Below are 17,837 nucleotides of genomic sequence, written 5' to 3'. Positions count from 1 at the left end.
GATTTTTAGTACTTTTAAAAAAAACTGATTCTCATGAAAATAATCGCTTTTGGCGCAAGCCCCAGCAAAAACTCTATCAATAAAAAATTAGCGACTTACGCAGCAAATCTTTTCGCAAATGCAGAAGTTGAGGTTTTGGATTTAAACGATTTCCAAATGCCAATATATACCGTTGACATTGAAGAAGAAATTGGTCAGCACGAATTAGCCAAAGCTTTTCTGGCTAAAATTGCCACCGCCGATGTTTTAGTGGTTTCAATGGCAGAAAATAACGGAAATTATTCTGCTGCTTTCAAGAATATTTTTGACTGGTGCACCAGAATAAAAGCTAAAGTTTTTCAGGAAAAACCAATGTTGCTGATGGCAACTTCGCCGGGAGCTAAAGGTGGAGCAAATGTTTTGGGAATTGCAAAAAATGCCTTTCCATTTTACGGTGGAAATATTAAAACAACGTTTTCATTGCCTAGTTTCGAAGCTAATTTTGATGTCGAAAATGGTAAAATTACCGATGCCGAGTTGGATAATCAATTGAAAGAAATTATTAATAATTTTAATAGCTGAATTTATAGCAATTTGAAATCTGCAATCTAAAATCGTTACTCCTAAATCACGAATCGTTTGTCAACATCATTCTTGATAACTTTGGTGCTTTGGTATTTTAAAATGTATCGAATTACACTACATTAGCACAAAATCCACAAATTTTACAATGTCCGAACAAAATCAATATACCGAAGATAATATTCGGTCACTCGACTGGAAAGAACATATTCGCATGCGGCCCGGAATGTACATCGGGAAACTGGGTGATGGATCTTCGCCGGATGATGGTATTTATATTCTTTTAAAAGAAGTTCTTGATAACTGTATCGATGAATTTGTCATGGGCGCCGGTAAAACGATCGAGGTATCTATAAAAGATAAAACGGTTACGGTACGGGATTATGGACGTGGAATTCCACTGGGAAAAGTGATTGATGTAGTTTCTAAAATGAATACCGGAGGAAAATACGATTCGTTGGCATTTAAGAAATCAGTTGGTTTGAATGGAGTAGGGACAAAAGCCGTGAATGCGTTGTCGAATTATTTCCGTGTAGAATCTGTTCGTGATGAAAAACAGAAAGCAGCCGAATTCTCTGCTGGAAATCTTGTTCTCGAAGAAGGTATTATTGAGACAACGAAGCGAAAAGGAACCAAAGTAACTTTTATTCCGGATGAATCGATTTTCAAAAACTATAAATTTAGATTTGAGTATATTATCAAAATGCTCAAAAACTATTGTTACCTAAACAACGGTTTGACTATTATTTTTAACGGAGAAAAATATTTTTCTGAGAATGGTCTGAAAGATTTATTAGAAGAAACCATTCACGCCGAAGATTTGGAATATCCGATCATTCACTTGAAAGGGGATGATATCGAGATGGCTTTAACACACAGTAAAACACAGTATAGCGAAGAATATCATTCATTCGTAAACGGACAGAATACCACCCAAGGAGGAACGCACTTAGCGGCGTATCGCGAAGCCATAGTAAAAACTATTCGGGAATTTTACAATAAAAGTTTTGAAGCATCAGATGTTCGAAAATCGATTGTTACTGCGATTAGCATCAAAGTGATGGAACCCGTTTTTGAATCGCAGACTAAAACCAAATTAGGTTCAACTGATATGGGTTCTGAACCGGGAATGCCTTCGGTAAGAACTTTTGTAAACGATTTTGTAAAAACGAAATTGGATAATTATTTACATAAGAATCCTCCAACTGCGGAAGCCTTATTGCGAAAAATTATTCAAGCCGAAAGAGAGCGTAAAGAACTGTCTGGGATTCGGAAATTGGCAACAGATCGCGCTAAAAAAGCGAATTTACACAACAAGAAATTAAGAGATTGCCGCGCGCACCTTCCGGATACTAAAAACCCTAAAAATTTGGAAAGCACGCTTTTCATTACTGAGGGAGATTCGGCTTCCGGATCTATCACCAAATCACGTGACGTAAATACACAGGCCGTTTTTAGTTTACGTGGTAAGCCATTGAATTCGTATGGAATGAGCAAGAAAATTGTTTATGAAAATGAAGAGTTCAATTTATTGCAAGCGGCTTTGGATATTGAAGACGGATTGGAAAAATTACGATACAATAATATCGTGATTGCAACCGATGCTGATGTCGATGGAATGCACATTCGATTGTTATTAATTACGTTCTTTCTTCAGTTTTTTCCCGAGTTGATTAAGGAAGGTCATTTGTATATTTTGCAAACCCCACTTTTTAGAGTTCGAAACAAGAAAGAAACCATTTATTGCTACTCTGAAGAAGAACGTAGAAATGCTATCGAAAAATTAAAACCTAAACCAGAAATCACCCGATTTAAGGGATTGGGAGAGATTTCTCCAGATGAGTTCAAAAATTTCATAGGAGAAACCATTCGTTTAGATCCTATTATGATGGATAAAAATACTTCTATTGAACAATTATTGTCTTTCTATATGGGTAAAAATACTCCAGACAGGCAAGAATTTATCATCAAGAATTTGAAAGTAGAATTAGATGTAATTGAGAAAGTTTAAATCGTTAAAAAATGCCTACAAAAAAAACACTGAATTTTATCGCTATATTACTTGTGATTAGTTTGTCAACTGTTTTTTTTATTAAAATTAGTAATGATCACAAAGAATGTGATCAAGTCGTAAATAAAGAGTTGGATAAAAATGGAATTGAGGCTGTAAAAGAAGATCATGTTTGTAATGAAAAATATTCTTTTTAGCATTTTTAGAACAAAATTAAATTAATTAGTATTCAATAGAATATATTTAATGAAAGACGAAGAAAATACAGTTTCAGATAATCCACAAAATAAAATTTTATTTTCTCAAGTAGTCGCGCTATTGCAAAATGCCCGTCAACAGGTTTTGCGTACCGTAAATTCAACAATGGTATATACCTATTTTGAAATAGGAAGAATGATTGTTGAAGAAGAGCAAAGCGGAAAAGAACGAGCTGAATATGGAAAGCAACTACTAAAAGGACTTTCTGAACAGTTGACTATTGAATTTGGAAAAGGGTTTTCTACTGATAATTTAGAAAATATGAGGAAGTTTTATTTAGCTTACTCAATTTCCGAGTCACTGACTCGGATTTTACAAATTCAAAAATCCCAGTCACTGACCGGGGAATTTAAATCTCAAAAAGCGCAGACAGTGACTGCGGATTTAAATAAATTTGATTATGAAACATTATCTTCGTTTTTTAAATTGACTTGGACACATTATGTTTTCTTAATGCGAATTGACGATGAAAAAGAAAGACGTTTTTACGAAATAGAATCCGAAAAATACAATTGGAGTGTTCGAGAATTAAAACGACAATATGATTCAGCTCTTTATACACGATTGGCTTTAAGTCGGGACAAAGAAGGAGTTTTGAAACTTTCGGAACAAGGTCAGATTATAGAGAAACCAAAAGACCTTATCAAAGATCCTTATATTTTAGAATTTTTGGGTTTACCAGAATTGCATCAGTATTCTGAATCGGAATTAGAGGAAGAAATTGTCAGTAAACTAGAACATTTTTTATTAGAATTAGGTCATGGTTTTACTTTTGTCGCAAGACAGAACAGAATTACTTTTGACGATAAACATTTTCGAATCGATTTGGTTTTTTACAACAGAATTCTTAGATGTTTTGTGCTGATTGACTTAAAAATAGGCGAATTAAAACACCAAGATTTAGGACAAATGCAAATGTATGTCAATTATTACGACAGAGAAATGCGTTTGGAAGACGAAAATAAAACAATAGGAATTGTTTTATGCCAAAACAAAAGTGATTTGGTTGTAGAATATACTTTACCAGAAAATAATGAGCAAATTTTTGCTAGTAAATACAAAACAATTCTGCCAAGCAGAGAAGATTTAATACAATTAATTTCGGAATCAAGATAATGAAAGACGAAGAAGACGATAACATATTACCGGAAGGTCAAGAAGAAGAAAATACAGTTGGAGAAGATGCTTTTGAAGATATAATTTCTACAGGAGGACAACATTTTTACGATAATCAAGAAGACGGAAACGATACCATTACCAAAGTTACGGGAATGTACAAGGACTGGTTTCTGGATTACGCTTCGTATGTGATTCTGGAACGTGCAGTTCCGGCGATTGAAGATGGTTTTAAACCGGTTCAACGTCGCATCATGCACTCTTTAAAGGAATTAGATGACGGCCGTTATAATAAAGTTGCCAATGTTGTTGGACACACCATGCAATATCATCCTCACGGAGATCAAAGTATTGGTGATGCGATGGTACAAATTGGACAAAAAGAATTATTGATAGACTGTCAGGGAAACTGGGGAAATATACTAACGGGAGATGGCGCTGCGGCTTCCCGATACATTGAAGCGCGTTTGTCTAAATTTGCTTTGGAAGTTATTTACAGTCCAAAAATTACAGATTGGGGTGTTTCTTACGATGGTCGTCGTGCAGAACCCAATAATCTGCCTGTAAAATTTCCATTATTATTAGCTTCTGGAGCAGAAGGAATTGCTGTTGGTCTTTCCACGAAAGTGTTACCTCATAATTTTAATGAATTAATTGATTCGTCAATAAAAATATTAAAAGGAAAACCATTTACCTTATATCCGGATTTCTTGACACAAGGTATTGCTGATGTGTCCAATTATAATGATGGATTGCGCGGCGGACGTGTACGTGTACGTGCCAAAATTGGTCAGCTGGATAAAAATACCTTGGTGATTACCCAAATTCCGTTCTCAACAAATACGACCACTTTGATTGACAGTATTTTGAAGGCAAATGAGAAAGGGAAAATCAAAATCAAGAAAATTGAGGATAATACCGCGGCTGAGGTTGAGATATTAATTCACCTTTTTCCGGGAGTTTCTCCAGATAAAACGATCGATGCATTGTTTGCTTTTACGGCGTGTGAAACTTCGGTAGCACCATTAGGTTGTGTGATTGAGGATAATAAACCGTTGTTTATTGGGGTTTCGGAAATGTTGAAAATTTCAACGAACAGAACAGTTCAATTACTGAAAAGCGAACTCGAAATTCAATTGAGTGAATTGGAAGAACAATGGCATTTTCTTTCGTTGGAACGTATTTTTATCGAAAATAAAATCTACCGTGACATTGAAGAACAAACGACTAGAGAAGGCGTACTCAAAGCGGTTGATGATGGTTTGAAACCGCATACAAAACACTTAAAACGAGCTGTTACCGAAGAAGATATCTTGCGTTTATTGGATATCCGAATTATGCGTATTTCCAAATTTGACAGTAATAAAGCGCAGGATAAAATCGAATCGTTGGAAGGGGATATTGAACAAGTAAAACACAATTTAGAAAATCTGATTGATTTTGCGATTGCCTATTTCACTAGATTAAAAGAGAAGTACGGCAAAGGGCGGGAACGTCAAACGGAGCTCCGTATTTTTGATGATATCGAAGCGACCAAAGTAGTTTTACGAAACACTAAATTATACGTCAATAAAGAAGAAGGTTTTGTGGGTACTAGCTTGAAGAAAGACGAATACGTCACAGATTGTTCTGATATTGATGATGTAATTGTTTTTCTGCGTGACGGAAAAATGATGATTACCAAAGTAGATGCGAAGACCTTTGTAGGAAAAGATATTATACACATTGCTATTTTTGACAAAAGCGACAAGCGTACCATTTATAACATGATTTACCGTGATGGAAAATCTGGGCCTTCATATATAAAACGATTCAATGTTTCGGGAGTGACCCGAGACAAAGCGTATGATTTAACCAATGAAACGGCAGGTTCTCAAGTAGTGTATTTTTCTTGTAATCCAAATGGAGAAGCGGAAGTTATTACGATATTATTGCGTCAGGTAGGAAGTGTTAAAAAATTGAAATTCGATATTGATTTTGCCAGTTTAACGATAAAAGGGAGGGCTTCCAAAGGAAATTTGGTAACTAAATATCCAATTAAAAAAATAGAACTGAAGGAGAAAGGAATTTCTACTTTATTGCCAAGAAAAGTCTGGTTTGATGACACTGTACAGCGTTTAAACGTAGATGCAAGAGGGGAGTTATTAGGAGAGTTCAGACCAAATGATAAAATTTTAGTCATATCGCAATCCGGGAAAATAAAAGTAATTACACCGGAACTATCTACTCATTTTGATGAAGATATGGTAGTTTTGGAAAAATGGGTTCCGAAGAAACCAATTTCAGCTATTTATTATGATGGCGAAAAAGAGCGGTATTACATCAAACGTTTTTTGGTGGAAACCGAAAATAAAGAAGAAAGTTTTATCACGGAGCATCCTAATTCACAATTAGAGATTGTATCAACAGATTATCGTCCGGTAGCAGAATTAATTTTTACAAAAATAAAAGGAGTTCAAAAAGAGACTATGACGGTAGACATAGAATCATTTATTTCCGTAAAAGGATTTAGAGCTTTAGGAAATCAATTGACAACCGATAAGCTAAAACAAGTAAACCTGCTTGAATCTTTACCATATGAAATCCCTATTGAGATTATCCGTGAGGATTTAGAAGTAAAAGGAGAAACGGATGCTGATGATGCGGATATTCAATTAGACGATGACGGTCAGATTACTTTATCTTTAGAATAAAAGAAGCTCCCGCAAGGGAGCTTTTTTATTAAATAAAAAAATTTTATTATTTATTTTTCTTCATTTTCATGTTTAGTACTTCAACTAATAATGAGAATGATATCGCAAAGTACAAGTACCCTTTTGGTACTGGTGAAACGTGACTTCCAAAGATTAAAGCATTCGATAAATGAGCACTTTCAGTAAGCAGCATCATTCCAATAAGAATCAAAAACGATAAACCAAGTATTTGAATTGAAGGATGCTTGTTGACAAAGTTTCCAACAGGAACAGCAAATTGCATCATAATTAATACAGAAATAACCACAGCGGTAATCATAATATACAAAGCACCTTCAACGCCGTTAGTCATACCTACCGCGGTAAGAATACTATCAAAAGAGAAAACTAAATCAATCATTATAATTTGAAAAAGTACATTTTGAAACGATTTTGTGGCCGATTTTCCTAACTCTTTTTCTTCATGCCCTTTTTCGTCTACTTTTTCTCTAATTTCATTCGTACTCTTGTAAATTAAGAATAATCCACCCGCCAGTAAAATAAGGCTTTGACCTGTTATTCCCGCTGAAAACCAACTGAAATCAATATGAAACCAAGGTTCTTTCATTTGAATTAATAAATTAATACCAAACAAAAGCGCGATTCTCATGAACATGGCAAGAAACATTCCGATTTTTGTGGCTCTTTTACGTTGTTCGACAGGTAATTTGCCGGTGGCAATTGATATGAAAATGATATTGTCGATTCCTAACACAATCTCCAGAAATGTTAATGTTAAAAGGGCAATCCACGCATCCGGATTTAAAAATACTTCCATGATTATTTAATTATAGTTTATACTATTTAGTCAGCAATCTTTGTAACCGTTCCTCTTTGTTTAGCGTCAGAACCCACCATACCAAATTCAAAGATATATGAATTTTTTGTGGTTGTCAAGATTTTCATACCAATGGCTTTTTCTTCTGCCATGTTTTTTGGGTGTAATTTCAGTAAAACATACTCGCAATCGTTTACCCATCGTATCGAAGCGGTGTCAGTCTTTCCCTCAAAAGTTTCTATTTCTATACTGTCGTTTCTTTCAAAAACAGTTGTTTTCTTGATACCGTCAACTTCATATTCAAATTTGAATTTACCGGTTTTGAAATCTTTGCAATTGCGCTCCGCATCATAGCATGACAACAGTAGCAGTAGTGGGAGGAGGAATGTTATTTTTTTCATTTTTAAATTATTTATTTTTTTACGAACTAATCCAGCTGTACGTTGCAACTCCCATGTCTAAAATCTTTTTTTCTATTGACAAAAAAGGAGCTTCCTTTGGTCGCTCTTTTTAGTCAAGAAAAAATAGCTTTAAGCCTTGCGGGTTTTCACTTCCATCTGGGGTAATGCATTATTGTATTTTAATATCGTATTTGTCCAGAAGACCAATAATTCCTTCTGTCGAAAATTTTGCTTTTTTCATCGGATTGAATTCAGGATCAATTTTAAAATTAGTTGCTTTCGAAAAATCGGCGCCGGCTAATTGTGTATTGTTAAAAATAGCACCATCTAAATTACTGTTGTCAAAAACAGCACTCGTAAGATTGGTTCCAACAAAACTGACCTCTCGCAACGAACAGGAATTGAATTTTATTTTTGGCATTTTTTTGTTGGCAAACGAAGAATAATCCAAAACGCATTCCTGAAAACTTACATTGAACAAGAAGTCATCGCATTCCTCAAACTGAATTCCCAGCAATTTACAGTTGTTGAATTGTACACCTTTTAAGCTAGTTCCGGATAATTTAATCATTGCCAAATTACAATCAATGAACTCACAATCCATAAATGTGCTGTAAGAGAAATCGCTATTTGATAAATCACAGTTTTTAAAAATGCAATCCTCAAATTCTCTATTGTTTACTTTTTTATCGACGTAAACGATTTTTTCAAATGTTTTATGAACGTGAATTAAGTTTTCCATTAGTCGTTAAATAAGCTTTTCATAATTGTTTTTAAACCCAAAAACATCAAATACATCGCCCCCAGACAAGCAATTATTCCTATTGCTAAAATCGCATAATGCCATACATTTTGTTTGTTCATAAAGGCATTATATATTAAGGTCGGACCAATAAAGATCAACGGTAAAGCTCCTGATAAATATTTGATTCCTTTAGCTAATAGTTCTTTGTTGGTTGCCATTGTTTAATTTAAGGTTTAAAGTTTTTTGATGTACTCAAAAATGTTTGCCTGTAATCTGTTTATTGAGCTGTAAAATAATCGACTGCTTTTCGCACACTACCATGTTTTTTTAATAAGTCAGCGGCTTGTTCGTAGGAAACGGGAATTTCACCCATAATCATTTTTACGCCGCGATCCACGAGTTTGCTGTTGCTGAGTTGCATATCGACCATTTTGTTGCCTTTCACTTTCCCCAGTTGAATCATGGTGGCGGTTGTAATCATATTTAGTACCATTTTTTGTGCCGTTCCTGCTTTCATTCGGGAGCTTCCGGTTATAAATTCGGGTCCTACAACCACTTCAATAGGGAATTTTGCCGTTTTCGAAAGTGGACTTTCGGCATTGCAAGAAATACTTCCTGTAGTAATATTATTTTCATTGCAAGCTTGTAATCCTCCAATAACATAAGGAGTTGTCCCTGAAGCGGCAATTCCAACAACAATATCATTTTCATTTATATTGAAAGCTTTCAAGTCAATCCAGGCTTGTGTTGCGTTGTCTTCGGCATTTTCTACGGCTTTACGAATGGCGGCGTCACCGCCGGCAATGATCCCAATTACTAAATCGAAAGGAACGCCAAAGGTTGGCGGACATTCAGAAGCATCAAGAATTCCTAAACGCCCCGATGTTCCTGCCCCAATGTAGAATAATCGTCCGCCCAATTTCATTTTGGCAACGATTTCAGTGACTAAACGTTCTATTTCTGGCAAAGCTTTTTCTACGGCAAACGGAACGGTTTTGTCTTCCTGATTGATATTAGATAACAATTCTTGAACCGACATTTTTTCTAAATGTTCGTATTTCGAGGATTGTTCGGTGGTTTTTGTGAATTGCATATTCATGTTTTTTTTGGAGGGAAAACTTGCGAGTTGTCCGTGCATTTATTTTTCTTCGGTGAGGGATAATAGCGGAAATCCTTTTTATCATGTAGCTTTAGCGAAATGAAAAAAGATTACCTCATTTTACTTTTATTTTAGTCGGAATTCGGTCAATTTCATTTACAGCGAATAGCCCGACTCTTGCGGTCACGCCCAAATTATAAAATTATATAAAATACGCCAACGCAATTCCTATTACAATCATCGAAACCTTTGCGATATTGAACTTGTGTCCTTCGCTGCTTTCGAAAATAATGGTGGATGAAATATGAAATAAAATTCCTATTACTATGGCTGTGATTTCAGTGTAATAAACGTTTAATATTGGCAGATAGTCAGATAAAATGGTTCCCAGCGGCGTCATCACTGCAAAGGTGATCATGAAGAAAAAAATGGCTTTTTTATTCAAACTGGCATTGGTAAAAAAGGTAGTCAGAATGATGGCAATAGGCAAGTGATGAATGGCGATTCCTATTGCTAAATCATGATGATGGCTTACGGGAAATCCTTCCAGAAACGCATGTATGCAGAGACTGATGAATAATAACCAAGGGATTTGCGTCATTGTTTCCTGTCCGTGAACGTGGCCATGTTCAGCGCCTTTTGAGAAAAATTCCAATATAATCTGGAACAATATTCCCAGCATGATAAAGAGTCCGATGTTTGGGTTCGCACTTTCATAAATTTCAGGTAATAAGTGCATTACCGTCAATGAAAGTAAGAAAGAACCACTGAAAGCCAACAGCAATTTTAGGTTGATTTTGTTCTTTGGTCGGATACTCAAGGCGACAATATATCCGATGATTACGGAAAGTAATGGTAAAAGGTAATTCATTTACTTGAAAATCATGATTAGGCGTTCACTATCTGTTTTATGGAATTTTTTTAATTTATAATCACCAAAAATATCCAATAGATAAATTCCGGCTTCTTCCATTAATTCCTCAAAATCTTTTAATGTTAAAGCTTTTACTTTTTCAGTAAAATGAAATTTTTGGCCTTTATCTTCAAAGTCAATTTCTTTGTAAATATGACCTTCTTTTAAATAACGTTTGATATGAAAATCGATGCCTTCAACCGTTTTTGTCTCTTCCGGAATAAGCGTTTCGATGACCTGAGCAACATTCATAAAGTCAATCACGGCAAAACCATATTCCGTCAGGCTTTCTTTGATGGCCTTTAATGTAGTGAGATTGTCTTCGTCATTTTCGAAATAACCAAAGCTGGTAAATAAATTGAAAATGGCATCGAATTTTTCTTCAAAAGGTTCACGCATGTCGTGTACTTTGAAATGAAGGGTCTCATTCGTATTTTTAGTGGCTTCGGCAATACTGTTTTCAGATAGGTCAGCTCCAAGTACCGTAAAACCTAATTGGTTCAAATAAATAGAATGGCGGCCTTTACCACATGCTAAATCCAGTACTTTTGCGTTTTCAGGAAGATTTAAGTAATGGGTAATATTATCCATAAAAACCTGAGCTTCTCCATAGTTTCTATCTTTGTAAAGGATGTGATAATATGGAGTGTCAAACCAGGAAGTGTACCAGTTTCCAGTTGATTTCAGTTGATTTTCAGTCGGTGGATTTTGTGTTGCAGACATTTATTCTTTTTCAATTAATTCGATTAATGCAAATTTAGTGTATTTTTGCCGAATATAACGATAACAATTTCCCCTTTAGGGGACAGAGGGGGCAAATGGAAAATAATTATAAAATGGTTGCCAAAACCTTTTTTGGTTTTGAAGAAATATTAGCAAAAGAACTGCAAAACCTTGGCGCGCAAAGCGTAGAGCAAGGTGTGAGAATGGTGAGTTTTAAAGGAGATAAAGGGTTTATGTACAAAGCAAATTTGTCTTTGCGTACCGCTTTGAAAATCCTGAAACCTATTTATTTTTTCAAGGCAAATAACGAACAGGCTTTATACAAAGGTATTTCTGGGGTGAATTGGTCTAAATTACTGACTGCCAATCAGACTTTTGTGATTGATACCACAGTACATTCGGAATATTTTAATCACTCGGAATTTGTTTCCCAAAAATGTAAAGACGCGATTGTCGATCAGTTCAGAGAAAGAACCGGACAACGTCCAAGTATTGATAAAGTACATCCTGATTTAAGAATCAACATCCATATCGATAAAGACCAGGTTTCAGTTGCATTGGATACTTCAGGAAATGCATTGAACCAACGTGGGTACAGAACCGCAACGAATATTGCTCCTATAAACGAGGTTTTGGCAGCAGGAATTCTATTGCTTTCCGGTTGGGACGGTCAAACAGATTTCTTGGATCCAATGTGTGGTTCGGGAACGTTCTTAGCTGAAGCCGCCATGATTGCCTGCAACATTCCTGCAAACATCAACCGTAAAGAATTTGCTTTTGAAAAATGGAACGATTGGGACAATGATTTGTTTGATAGTATTTCCGACAGTTTATTAAAACGCGTTCGTGAGTTTCATTACACCATAAAAGGCTACGATAAAGCACCAAGTGCGGTTCAAAAGGCCAAAGACAACATCAAAAACGCCAATCTTGACGAGTATATTTCTATTGAAGAAAAGAACTTTTTTGACACTGAAAAAACTTCGGAAGGAAAACTGCACATTGTTTTCAATCCGCCGTATGATGAGCGTCTGGATATTCACATGGAAGAATTCTACAAAAATATCGGTGATACCTTAAAGAAAAATTACCCTGGAACGAATGCCTGGATGATTACAGCGAACTTGGAAGCACTGAAATATGTAGGACTGAAACCTTCGAGAAAAATTAAACTTTTTAATGCTGGTTTAGAAGCACGTTTGGTAAAATATGAAATGTATGAAGGAAGTAAAAGAACGAAGTTTCAGGCTGTTCAGGATTCAGATTCTACGAATCAGATTTTAGAAGATGGTCAGGAGTAATTAACTAAAAATTTATAATTCATAACTCACAATTTCTAATTTATCATGACCAAATTACAAATACGAGCATTTATATATCAACTCGGATGTTTTGCTATATTATTTATTTCCGCCAGGTATTTAGTGGAACATTATACTAATTTAACCGGATTTTGGATTCCGTTAACCGCATTTTTCATTGGAACACTCTTGTCGCCAAAATTTCATGCGATAAAAACCAAAGATGGAGAGAAATTATACATGAAATGGATTTTCATGAAAGGAATTAAGGAAATAGGGTAGATTAGAAATCCCAAGATGTTCTGTTTTCAAAATATTGACCGCTAATGTGCTAATTTTCACCAAAAATAAAAATTAGCGAATTGGCGGTTATTTTTTCTCTACTTTTTTTGGAGCAACTTTCTTCTTGTAAATAGGAACAAAATAAGTTACTGTATAATTGAATCCTACTCCAAAACTACCATCGTAGGTTCTGTTGAATCCTGGAATATATAAGTTGGAGAAATTTTCAGGTTCTTTATTGGTTACTAATCGGTTCAATCGAAGACTAAAACCCACAAACACATTATTAAATACTTTGGCTTTTACTCCTGCTACGACTTCAATCCAACTAGCGGACAATCCATCAAACTTTTTACCAGAAGGAATTACAGGGACTTCTCCAAAATATGGATTCGCATTGTAAATTCTGTAACTGTTCAATTGCTGATTAAATGTGCTAAAACCGTAACGCATACCTATAGAAATGATATTTTCCATATCCAGCCAATTTTCGTGAGCATTATAATCAAAACCCGCTTTTATGTATGAACCTTTAGTAGTGAAATTGACGCGATCATCATCCGTAGTTTTATTTTCATTCCCTAATTCTGCAGCCAAAAAATATTTTTTAGTCAATCGATAATCTCCCACTAATTCAATTCCTTTATAATTTTTGTCATAAAGAGCGCGTGTCAATTTATATAAATCAACACCCACACGTACGCCATAACGATCGGTCTTTACAGGAATTGAATCGTTCTTTTTCAAAGCTGGTTTAATTTCTACTAATGGTATAGGTGCTTCAGGAATAATCTGGTCTGTTTTGGTGGTTTTTGGATCGCTTTTGATAGGAGTAGTCTCTTGCCCCTGCACCAAAGTCAACGACAATAGGAGACAAATACTAAAAAAAGATCTTAATGTGTGTTTCATTTTCATTTTCGATGTTACTTTTTTCAACCGATATAAATTTTATCCATTTTTGATTTGCTGCTGTTGCATCGGTATGCGTATATGGATTTGTTGGATCTAATGTGAAAATTGTTTTGTAACCACACGCTCTGGAAACAAAAAGTTCCTGTGTGGTATAATTAAATTTTATAATGTCTTCATCAACCAATGCACGATTAGGATTTCCTGAATTTAATGTGAAACTATAGGTTGTGCTTGTTCCAACAGTTTTTAACGGAATTGAAATGGTATTTCCGCTGGTTGTTTGGCTGCCGTTAAAAAGAATTCCATCGGTCATTCCTTCACCAACAACTTTCAGATTAGATACGTTTTTTAAAACTGAAGGATTCAAAAAATCATAAAAACTAATCACCAATCGTGGCGTTGTGGGAGTATTTGCATCGCAAATGTCGTCTTTCTCACAACTGGAGAAAGTGAAAGCAAAAAACAATAACAATAAAAATATCTTTTTCATACAATAATATTCAGTGTTTAGTGTTGTGGATTACACTTTCTGGAATCTTAAAACTTCAAACGGACTACTATTTTCTTCTTTCCAAAAGTACAACATTTTCTACGTGATGCGTTTGCGGAAACATATCCACAGGACGTACACGAGTCACTTTGTATTTTTCGTCCATTAAAGCCAAATCACGCGCTTGTGTAGCCGAATTACAACTTACATAAACCACCTTTTCAGGAGCAATTTTCATTATTTGTTCAATTACATCTTTGTGCATTCCATCTCTTGGCGGATCGGTAATAATCACATCAGGATGACCGTGTTGTGCGATGAAATCATCGTTGAAAACCACTTTCATATCGCCGACAAAAAACTCACAATTCTTGATTTCATTGCGTTCTGCATTCAGTTTAGCATCTTTAATCGCTTCAGGAACACTTTCTACACCAATTACTTTTTTTGCTTTTTTAGAAACAAACTGTGCAATAGTTCCCGTTCCTGTATATAAATCATAAACAATTTCATTTCCGGTAAGACCGGCGAAATCACGCGTTATTTTATACAATTCGTAGGCTTGATCAGAATTGGTTTGGTAAAAAGATTTTGCATTAATGCTAAATTTCAACCCTTCCATTTCTTCCAAAATGTAATCTCTTCCTTTGTATAATTTAATATCAGTGTCGTATAAAGTATCGTTCGCTTTGTTGTTCACTACGTATTGCAGCGAAGTAATTTGAGGGAATTTCTCGTAAAGATGATCTAAGATTAATTCTCTATTGGCTTTGTCGTTTTCAAAAAACTGAATCAAAACCATGATTTCACCAGTCGAAGATGTACGCAACATCAAAGTTCTCAATAAACCTTCATGAGCTCTTGGATTAAAGAAAGTCAGTCCATTTGCATTAGCAAAATCTCTCACTTCGTTTCTAATTGCATTCGATGGATCTTCCTGCAAATGACATTTATTAATATCGAGAATTTTGTCCCACATTTTCGGAATATGGAAACCAAGCGCATTCCTGTTTCCTAAATCTTCGGTGCTGTCAATTTCTTTTTCAGTCAACCAACGGCTGTTCGAAAAAGAAAACTCCATTTTGTTTCTGTAAAAAAACTGTTTTTCTGAACCAAGAATCGGTTCAAATTCAGGAAGTTCTATTTTCCCAATGCGTTGCAAATGATTTTTCACCTCATTTTGCTTGTAATACAACTGTTGACTGTATTTCATATTCTGCCATTTACAACCACCGCAAACACCAAAATGCTCGCAAATAGGTTCTATACGATGCTCGGAAAATTCATGAAAATGAACCGCTTTACCTTCGTAATAGGCTTTGCGCTTCTTGAAAGTTTGCACATCAACCACATCACCCGGAACCACATTCGGGATAAAAACTATTTTTCCATCGGGAGCCTTTGCTACCGAAACGCCTTTTGCACCAGCATCAAGGACTTTTATTTGATGAAAGACAACTTTGTCTGTATTTTTCTTTGCCATAGCGCAAAAATAAGTGTTTGAATGGTTTTAAAAATTCAAATTGGGAAATATTTTTACTTTTAGGTGTTTTTATTTGAGTCCATTAACGCTTTATGCTGTAAGCACGAAGTTTTTGGAGTGATTATTTAATGCAAAGCGTTGCAGAGCTTTGGTAACTCTTGTTTTTTCGCTGCAATTGGAGAAGGAGTTGTACTTAAGAATTGAATTTATTCTGGTTTTTGAAACTCAATCATCATGTGCTCTAAATTTATTTTTTGTTTGACTAAGGAAAGTCCATATTTTTCTTTTAATTGTTTTTTTATACTTATAAAATCCTTCGTTTTAAGTGTAAAGTTATAATTGTCTTTGCTACTTGTTTTATCCAAAATCATTTTATTGCTTTTTGGCATCAGAGCATTGATAAGCGCATTAATTTTGGATTTTTTGATGATGATTTCCTCTGGATTTATAGTAATCATGTTTCCATAAGCGTTTTTGTTTGATTTATATTTCAGTAATAGCGCTGGATTTATAACTTCTAGATTCCAGACTTCAGTTGCTTTGGTACTTTTTTTAATTTTAAAATCATAGCTTGTAGCCAATTGATTCAAGGCAATACTTTTGGTTCGAGAACTGTCTTTCGATTTGTTTTTGAAGTTTAAGTTCAGCGTATTGTCTAACATTTCTTTATCATTGGTTTTCAGCAATATTTCATTTGTATTCAATAAATAGGTTAAGGTAGTTTTCAGACTTACATTTTTATAAACAATGCTGTCAGAATAGTTTTTTTGGGTACTTGGAATAGCAATATCATTGGTTTCTTCGATTTTTATCGAATATAAACTGGTTTCGGCGTTTAGTTTTTCCGTATCGTTAAACATGAAAAATAACGGGATGCCGATAAAGAAAGCATTGTGAAGTGAATGCATCAGTAGTCCTGAAACAAATCCATTGCGAACTCTTACATAGCCGATAATGAGACCTAAAATTATTTGTGGTGCCACCAATATTGGTGATAAAAGTAAAATCGTGTACGAAAATTCAAAATTACTGATGTGGATCAACCCGAAAATTACAGCAGAAAAATAGAATATGAACTTGTATCTTTTTTTCCAAAGAGAAATCAAAAACGTTTCTGCCTTTTGTTCATTCCGAACGCCCGTTATGGAAACTATTGAAATTAAAAAATGCAGCGCATAATTATTTTTATAACGCAGATATAGCCTGAAAATTAATTCTTCAATTAAAGGACCAATTACAACGGTTAACACTAATAACAATACAACTGGATACGAATTGATCATGTCCAGAATTTTGTGGTTATCTGGATCAACAAGTTCCAATGTTTCCAAACCACTTATCAGAAGTATCAAAACTGCCATTAAAGGAATTTCAATAATTAATAAAGAAATTAGTGTCTTAAGTTTTTTATTTACTGATAATTCGGGACCCGCTTCGTCTATAGGATTTTTTAGAAAAGAGATTAAATCAATAAAGGTTTCTTTTAAGTTGTCCAGCATATTATTATTGCTCATATTTAATTTTAGTATTTTAGTTTTTCGTAAAAAATATTTTAATCATTGCGCAATTGGTGTGCATTTTTGAGTAGGTTGTGTGCTTTATGCATTTATAATCTTTCGTAACAAACTACGTGGAGTTGATAAAGAAAAAAACAATTGTTTTGTGATGGACTAAATCTTACTGATGAATCAGTTGTAAATACATTTTTGTGGCTTTAGATCCAGTTTCGACATTAAATTTACAGGTTTTCAAATCCATACTATCCATATTAAAATGATCTTCAAACGCAAAAAAATAAGAAGCTACATGAGTTAGAATCTCTTTTTATAAAAAAATATTTTTTTTTTCTTTTATAAAATTGACACCTTTCCAATGATAGGGAATTCAGGTTGCTTTAAGTATATAAAAGAGCTTCTTCTTTAAAAGGAAAATTATTGACATCTTAGAATAAAAATAACTTTTTTGCCTGCCGGAATATTCATCTCTAATAACTACAGCGCAAGAAATGGCTGCATAGTAACATTTTACCAAA

18 protein-coding genes are annotated in these 17,837 nt (G+C 34.6%); 7 read left to right on the top strand and 11 right to left on the bottom strand.

Annotation, left to right across the window (positions count from 1 at the left end; translation table 11 throughout):
• Positions 1-33 precede the first annotated feature (33 nt).
• The 5 genes from ACP7AV_RS11515 (at position 34) to ACP7AV_RS11495 (ending at position 6,639) form a co-directional block, all read left to right on the top strand.
• On the top strand, positions 34-561 hold the full coding sequence (locus tag ACP7AV_RS11515; RefSeq protein ID WP_426092067.1) for an NADPH-dependent FMN reductase: 528 nt from the start codon (positions 34-36) through the stop codon (positions 559-561).
• A 148-nt stretch (positions 562-709) separates the two neighbouring features.
• Positions 710-2,572, top strand: a complete 1,863-nt coding sequence (locus tag ACP7AV_RS11510) for a DNA topoisomerase IV subunit B (protein ID WP_426092066.1) — start codon at positions 710-712, stop codon at positions 2,570-2,572.
• Positions 2,573-2,583: 11 nt separating this feature from the next.
• Complete coding sequence (locus tag ACP7AV_RS11505; RefSeq protein WP_426092065.1) at positions 2,584-2,769, top strand: hypothetical protein; 186 nt, start codon at positions 2,584-2,586, stop codon at positions 2,767-2,769.
• Positions 2,770-2,818: 49 nt separating this feature from the next.
• Positions 2,819-3,946: a PDDEXK nuclease domain-containing protein gene (locus tag ACP7AV_RS11500; protein WP_426092064.1), complete on the top strand. Its 1,128-nt coding sequence runs from the start codon at positions 2,819-2,821 to the stop codon at positions 3,944-3,946.
• Positions 3,946-6,639 carry a DNA gyrase/topoisomerase IV subunit A gene (locus tag ACP7AV_RS11495; RefSeq protein WP_426092063.1) on the top strand — a complete coding sequence of 898 codons (2,694 nt, stop codon included), beginning with the start codon at positions 3,946-3,948 and terminating at the stop codon, positions 6,637-6,639. Before ACP7AV_RS11500 ends, ACP7AV_RS11495 begins: the two co-directional genes overlap by 1 nt.
• Before the next feature lie 46 nt (positions 6,640-6,685).
• Here ACP7AV_RS11495 and ACP7AV_RS11490 read toward each other — a convergent pair whose 3' ends face one another.
• From ACP7AV_RS11490 to ACP7AV_RS11460, 7 genes are all read right to left on the bottom strand, one after another.
• Positions 6,686-7,456, bottom strand: a complete 771-nt coding sequence (locus ACP7AV_RS11490; protein WP_426064830.1) for a TerC family protein — start codon at positions 7,454-7,456, stop codon at positions 6,686-6,688.
• A gap of 26 nt (positions 7,457-7,482) precedes the next feature.
• A complete protein-coding gene (locus ACP7AV_RS11485; RefSeq protein ID WP_426092062.1) occupies positions 7,483-7,857 on the bottom strand; it encodes a DNA topoisomerase IV in 375 nt (124 codons plus the stop codon).
• 169 nt (positions 7,858-8,026) lie between these two features.
• On the bottom strand, positions 8,027-8,599 hold the full coding sequence (locus tag ACP7AV_RS11480; protein WP_426092061.1) for a pentapeptide repeat-containing protein: 573 nt from the start codon (positions 8,597-8,599) through the stop codon (positions 8,027-8,029).
• A complete protein-coding gene (locus ACP7AV_RS11475) occupies positions 8,599-8,820 on the bottom strand; it encodes a DUF6095 family protein (protein WP_426092060.1) in 222 nt (73 codons plus the stop codon). The genes ACP7AV_RS11480 and ACP7AV_RS11475 overlap by 1 nt, the downstream gene beginning before the upstream one ends.
• Before the next feature lie 59 nt (positions 8,821-8,879).
• Positions 8,880-9,695, bottom strand: coding sequence for an N-acetylmuramic acid 6-phosphate etherase (gene murQ / locus ACP7AV_RS11470; protein WP_426092059.1), 816 nt, complete (start codon positions 9,693-9,695; stop codon positions 8,880-8,882).
• Between the two features lie 208 nt (positions 9,696-9,903).
• Positions 9,904-10,572, bottom strand: a complete 669-nt coding sequence (locus ACP7AV_RS11465) for a ZIP family metal transporter (RefSeq protein ID WP_426092058.1) — start codon at positions 10,570-10,572, stop codon at positions 9,904-9,906.
• Positions 10,573-11,337, bottom strand: coding sequence for a class I SAM-dependent methyltransferase (locus ACP7AV_RS11460; protein ID WP_426092057.1), 765 nt, complete (start codon positions 11,335-11,337; stop codon positions 10,573-10,575).
• Between the two features lie 95 nt (positions 11,338-11,432).
• Here ACP7AV_RS11460 and ACP7AV_RS11455 point away from each other — a divergent pair, with 95 nt between their 5' ends.
• Complete coding sequence (locus ACP7AV_RS11455; RefSeq protein WP_426092056.1) at positions 11,433-12,638, top strand: THUMP domain-containing class I SAM-dependent RNA methyltransferase; 1,206 nt, start codon at positions 11,433-11,435, stop codon at positions 12,636-12,638.
• 45 nt (positions 12,639-12,683) lie between these two features.
• Positions 12,684-12,920, top strand: coding sequence for a hypothetical protein (locus tag ACP7AV_RS11450; protein WP_426092055.1), 237 nt, complete (start codon positions 12,684-12,686; stop codon positions 12,918-12,920).
• An 87-nt stretch (positions 12,921-13,007) separates the two neighbouring features.
• Here ACP7AV_RS11450 and ACP7AV_RS11445 read toward each other — a convergent pair whose 3' ends face one another.
• The 4 genes from ACP7AV_RS11445 to ACP7AV_RS11430 form a co-directional block, all read right to left on the bottom strand.
• A complete protein-coding gene (locus ACP7AV_RS11445; RefSeq protein WP_426092054.1) occupies positions 13,008-13,829 on the bottom strand; it encodes a DUF6048 family protein in 822 nt (273 codons plus the stop codon).
• On the bottom strand, positions 13,801-14,322 hold the full coding sequence (locus ACP7AV_RS11440; protein ID WP_426092053.1) for a DUF6452 family protein: 522 nt from the start codon (positions 14,320-14,322) through the stop codon (positions 13,801-13,803). The genes ACP7AV_RS11445 and ACP7AV_RS11440 overlap by 29 nt, the downstream gene beginning before the upstream one ends.
• 67 nt (positions 14,323-14,389) lie before the next feature.
• Positions 14,390-15,805, bottom strand: a complete 1,416-nt coding sequence (gene rlmD, locus ACP7AV_RS11435; RefSeq protein ID WP_426092052.1) for a 23S rRNA (uracil(1939)-C(5))-methyltransferase RlmD — start codon at positions 15,803-15,805, stop codon at positions 14,390-14,392.
• Between the two features lie 206 nt (positions 15,806-16,011).
• Positions 16,012-17,319 (bottom strand): CPBP family intramembrane glutamic endopeptidase, encoded by a 1,308-nt coding sequence (locus tag ACP7AV_RS11430; protein ID WP_426092051.1) that lies wholly within the window; start codon positions 17,317-17,319, stop codon positions 16,012-16,014.
• Positions 17,320-17,837: the final 518 nt, after the last annotated feature.

The organism is Flavobacterium sp. DSR3-2 (genome assembly GCF_049896525.1).
Classification (GTDB): domain Bacteria; phylum Bacteroidota; class Bacteroidia; order Flavobacteriales; family Flavobacteriaceae; genus Flavobacterium.
This window is presented reverse-complemented; position numbering and strand designations above follow the sequence as displayed.